At 45.5% G+C, this 4,475-nt stretch carries 5 protein-coding genes; 4 read left to right on the top strand and 1 reads right to left on the bottom strand.

Annotated features, from left to right (window positions below):
- Nucleotides 1-202 precede the first annotated feature (202 nt).
- From VNZ46_RS26545 to VNZ46_RS26535, 3 genes are read left to right on the top strand one after another with little or no spacing between them, the layout of a single operon-like run.
- On the top strand, nt 203-409 hold the full coding sequence (locus VNZ46_RS26545; protein WP_133783849.1) for a YtxH domain-containing protein: 207 nt from the start codon (nt 203-205) through the stop codon (nt 407-409).
- Nucleotides 410-418: 9 nt separating this feature from the next.
- Nucleotides 419-1,816, top strand: coding sequence for an MBL fold metallo-hydrolase (locus VNZ46_RS26540; protein WP_325564251.1), 1,398 nt, complete (start codon nt 419-421; stop codon nt 1,814-1,816).
- Between the two features lie 38 nt (nt 1,817-1,854).
- Entirely contained in the window at nt 1,855-2,547 is a 693-nt protein-coding gene (locus VNZ46_RS26535) for a class I SAM-dependent methyltransferase (RefSeq protein ID WP_325564249.1), read from the top strand.
- A gap of 67 nt (nt 2,548-2,614) precedes the next feature.
- On the opposite strand, the gene pepT is transcribed toward VNZ46_RS26535, so the two are convergent.
- Complete coding sequence (pepT, locus tag VNZ46_RS26530) at nt 2,615-3,868, bottom strand: peptidase T (protein ID WP_325564247.1); 1,254 nt, start codon at nt 3,866-3,868, stop codon at nt 2,615-2,617.
- Nucleotides 3,869-3,957: 89 nt separating this feature from the next.
- Here pepT and VNZ46_RS26525 point away from each other — a divergent pair.
- Nucleotides 3,958-4,475 (top strand): outer membrane beta-barrel protein (locus VNZ46_RS26525; RefSeq protein WP_325564245.1); only part of this gene is annotated, 518 nt, incomplete at its 3' end.

The raw sequence follows: 4,475 nt of genomic DNA, 5'->3' as shown, positions 1-4,475 counted from the left end.
AATTTGCGAAGGAAAATTCTCGTACGCTGCGGAAAGACCTCAGAGATCTGTCCGCTCCTTCAGCGGACCTGATATCGTTAGTCTTGAAGCAGCTGTACAGAATTTTCCACAAAATTCACCTCCCTAATTATTATCTTAGACTGTAAAACTAAAAACCACGTTACTTGTTTAACTTTAAGCGAACGAATTAGAATTTAAAATTATGACAAAAGAAACTAAAATAATTGCAGGCCTGCTGGCAGGAGCTGCACTAGGCGCCGCAGTAGCATTGATCCTTTCTACCGACAAAGGAGACGATTTAAAAGAAAGCGTAACAGATTGGTTCGCTGACCTTATTGATTCCTCAAAAGACAAACTGGCCAATGTTGCCGACTCTGTGAAAGATTCTATCTCTAAAGTACGCGCATAGAACTCCTCAATGAAGATCGCATTTCATGGCGCGGCGAGAGTCGTAACAGGTAGTAAACATCTTATTACCTTAAGCAACAACACCAAGATCCTATTGGATTGCGGAATGTTTCAGGGCATGGGCGAAGTAACCGACCATTTAAACGGTTACTTCGGCTTTACCCCATCAGAAGTTAATTACATGGTACTTTCCCATGCACACATAGACCATTGCGGTTTACTCCCCAGACTCGTTGCCGAAGGCTTTACCGGCCCAGTGTACTGTACCCCCGCAACCATGGACCTCACCCGGATCCTGTTGATGGATTCGGCAAAAATCCAGATGCAGGATGCAGAATACCTCAACCGCAAGAGAAAAGAAGGTCAGCCCATAGAAGAACCCCTGTACACCGAAGACGACGTTGTCAAAACGCTGGGACAATTTAAAGTAGTAGACTACGACACGGACTTCGAGATCAACGCTCAAATCAGCCTGAGGTTAACAGATGCCGGCCACATTCTTGGAAGTGCCGCCGTACACCTTACCCTGCAGGACGAAGGAAAAACCACCAAACTCACTTTCAGCGGAGACGTTGGACGTTATGGCGATCTGCTGCTGAAAAGCCCTCAGAATTTTGCACAGGCAGACTATATCGTTATGGAATCTACCTACGGCGATTCCCTGCACAAAGACCTTGAACCCATAGAAAATATGCTCTATGAGATCATCAATCAAACCTGCAACATTAAAAAAGGCAAGGTGATCATTCCGGCCTTCAGCGTAGGCCGGACACAGGAACTGCTATACGCGCTCAACAGTCTTGAACTCAAGCATAAACTGCCCGATGTTGCCTATTACGTAGACAGCCCACTTTCGGAAAAAGCCACACAAGTACTCAAAGACCACCCTGAAGTATATAACAATGGCGTTAAAGAAGTCATGAAGGTGGACCACGACGTATTCAGTTTTAAAGGACTGCGCTTTATAGAAACTGTAGAAGAATCCAAAGCCCTGAACAATGATCCCCGCCCATGCGTCATCATATCCGCCTCCGGAATGGCAGAAGGCGGAAGGGTAAGACACCATATCCGCAACAACATCGGCAACCAGAAAAATACCATTTTAATGGTCGGTTATTGTGAGCCGAACTCTTTAGGCGGGAAATTACTGGCCGGAAATAAAGTAGTCTATATCTTCCGGGAAGAATACCAGGTCATCGCTGAAGTCAGATCCATCCGCTCCATGAGTGCACATGGAGATTATGAGGATTTACTTCATTTCCTGGGCGGTCAGGATCCGGCCCGGGTTAAACAACTGTTTCTTGTACACGGAGAATACCCGGTACAGCAGCACTTTGCGCAGCGGCTCAACGACCATGGATTTAAACAAGTCCTGATCCCGCAGCTGCACCAGGAGATAGAACTCTGATCCGCTCCGAATTTATAGATCATTAGTATCTTTGCCCAATGGACATTTTTGGAGAAGCATTACAAGATCAATTTATAAAAGGAACAACAGAGACCTTATGGCTCCACAATTCTTATGATGCCCCGGAAGAAATGCCGGTAGATATTTTTTTCCGGGGACCTGAAGAGATGCCGGAAATCGAGCTGAAAGCCTTAACGCTGTGCAGGGGTACCGTACTTGATGCAGGTGCTGGTGCTGGCAGCCATGCACTATGGCTCCAGCAACAAAAAATAGAGGTTACTGCTCTCGATATCTCAGAAAAGGCAACCACCATTATGAAACAACGGGGCGTGAAACAGGTACTCCAGCAAGACCTCTTCTCCCTGAAAGGGCAGCAATTTGACACCCTGCTCCTGCTCATGAACGGAATTGGGTTAACCGGAAGTATTGCCGGTTTACAGGATTTCCTGCAATGGGCCAAATCCCTGCTGAAAAAAGACGGGCAATTACTGTTTGACAGTTCTGATATTGCCTATCTCTACCAGGACATAGACTTTCCCCAGAACAAATATTATGGAGAAGTAGCCTACCAATACGAATACAAACAACAAAAAGGCAACTGGTTCAACTGGCTGTATGTGGATCAGGCGATGTTGTTGAAACTGGCCAAAGAAGCGGGATGGCAGTGCGAAATTATACTGGAAGATGAGTACGACCAGTACCTTGCCCAGCTCCGCCTTAGCACCAGGTAGCTGCGAAGCAACATAAAAAAAGGTGACCCTGATTAGGGTCACCCTCTACATCTTATAAGATAAATGCTTATGCGCGTTCTTCCCAGATCGCTGCAATATTAATGATCGTTTGTACTGCTTTTTCCATATCCTGTACAGAAACCCATTCCTGTTTACCGTGAAAAGCATGTTCGCCTGCAAAAATATTAGGGCAAGGTAGACCCATCAGTGATAAACGGGAGCCATCTGTTCCTCCCCTGATGCTTTGTTTTTTAGGCTCAACACCTGCTCTTTCAATAGCCAGTGTTCCGTATTCAATGACCTGAGGATACTGATCCAGTACACTTTTCATATTGCGGTATTGCGCTTTGATCGTTAAATCAAAAGTAGAATTTGGATAAGATTTAAGCACACCCTCTGCTACCGACCTTAGCGTTTCCCCATGCTGCGCGAGCAGGGCATCGTCAAAATCACGGAGGATAAAACTGGCCTGAGCTTGCTCTACGTTTCCATGAATAGTTCCCGGATGAATAAAACCCTCTTTATTGCTGGTGGCTTCCGGCGTTAAACGGTCTTTCGGTAAAGCATCAATAATCGCACAAAGGATCTTGATGGCACTTTCCATCTTACCTTTAGCAAAACCCGGATGAGAACTCACCCCGTTAACAGTCAATACGGCCCCGTCTGCAGAAAAAGTCTCGTCTTCTATAGAACCCAGAGTTTCTCCATCAATGGTATAAGCGAAATCTGCACCCAGCTTTTTCAAATCAACCTTATCTACACCACGTCCGATCTCTTCATCCGGTGTAAACAGGATCTTAATGGTTCCATGTTTAATGTCCGGGTTGGCCACCAGGAAAGCCGCAGCTTCCATGATTTCCGCTACACCAGCTTTATTGTCTGCACCCAACAGTGTTGTACCGCTGGCCGTAATAATATCATTTCCAATCTGGTTCTTCAGATCCTTATGCTCCTTCAACTTCAGAATAATGGTTTCGTCATCCGGTAAAACCAGATCCTGCCCCTGATAATTGCGGTGGATGATCGGTTTTACATTTAATCCGCTGCAATCCGGCGAAGTATCCATATGTGAACAAAAACAGATTACAGGCACCTTTTTGTCGGTATTGGAAGGGATAGTAGCGTATACATAACCATATTCGTCCAGGTGTGCATCTTCAAGGCCTGCCGCCAATAACTCCTCTACCAGTACGCGGCCCAGGTTTTTCTGTTTTTCTGTTGAGGGCGTGGTGGTTGACTGTGGATCAGACTGCGTATCTATTTGCACATACTTCTTAAAGCGTTCTGCCAGTGATTCTGTTTTATTTTGATATTTTAGCATAATTTTAATGAATAAAGTCTGTTTAAGCTTATTAGATATAAACAGGCTCCAAAGGTAAAGAAAGATTACACTAACTTAAAAGGCATCCCTTGAAAACAATATTTACGGTTATATTCCTTTCGCTCTCCCTAAGTGTATTTGCGCAATCCAATTTTTACAAAATCAGCGTTGGCGGCGGAGCGGGAATTACCCAGTCTTTTGCCGATCTGAGAAAGCATGATTTCGGACTGGCAGGCTATGTAACCGCAGATTATCTGTTTACCCCTTTTGTCAGCCTAGGCCTGGAAGTTCAAGCCGGCCAGATCAATGGTGGCGACAAACAAACCGACCCTAATCACCGTCAGTTCATCAATACCTATAAATCTGTTACGGCCAACGGAAAACTCTATCTCGGCGCATTGACGGACTACGAACACAGCGAATTTCTGAGTGCCATTAAGGGCCTGTATGCCGGCGCCGGACTGGGTGTGATCCAGAATAAAGTAAGCAATGTCCGGATCAAACCCTACCAGGATGGAACCACAGATGCCAACTCTTATGTATTTCCAGGCGAGGATCAAAGCAAGGAAATTACAGTTCCGTTGAACCTGGGGATCAATTTCTACCT

Source organism: Pedobacter sp. (genome assembly GCF_035566355.1).
Taxonomy (GTDB): domain Bacteria; phylum Bacteroidota; class Bacteroidia; order Sphingobacteriales; family Sphingobacteriaceae; genus Pedobacter.
This window is presented reverse-complemented; position numbering and strand designations above follow the sequence as displayed.

Coding starts and splice junctions, on each gene's coding strand:
- VNZ46_RS26545 (WP_133783849.1), top strand. CDS start 203: ATGACAAAAGAAACTAAAATAATTGCAGGCCTGCTGGCAGGAGCTGCA.
- VNZ46_RS26535 (WP_325564249.1), top strand. CDS start 1,855: ATGGACATTTTTGGAGAAGCATTACAAGATCAATTTATAAAAGGAACA.
- VNZ46_RS26540 (WP_325564251.1), top strand. CDS start 419: ATGAAGATCGCATTTCATGGCGCGGCGAGAGTCGTAACAGGTAGTAAA.
- pepT (WP_325564247.1), bottom strand. CDS start 3,868: ATGCTAAAATATCAAAATAAAACAGAATCACTGGCAGAACGCTTTAAG.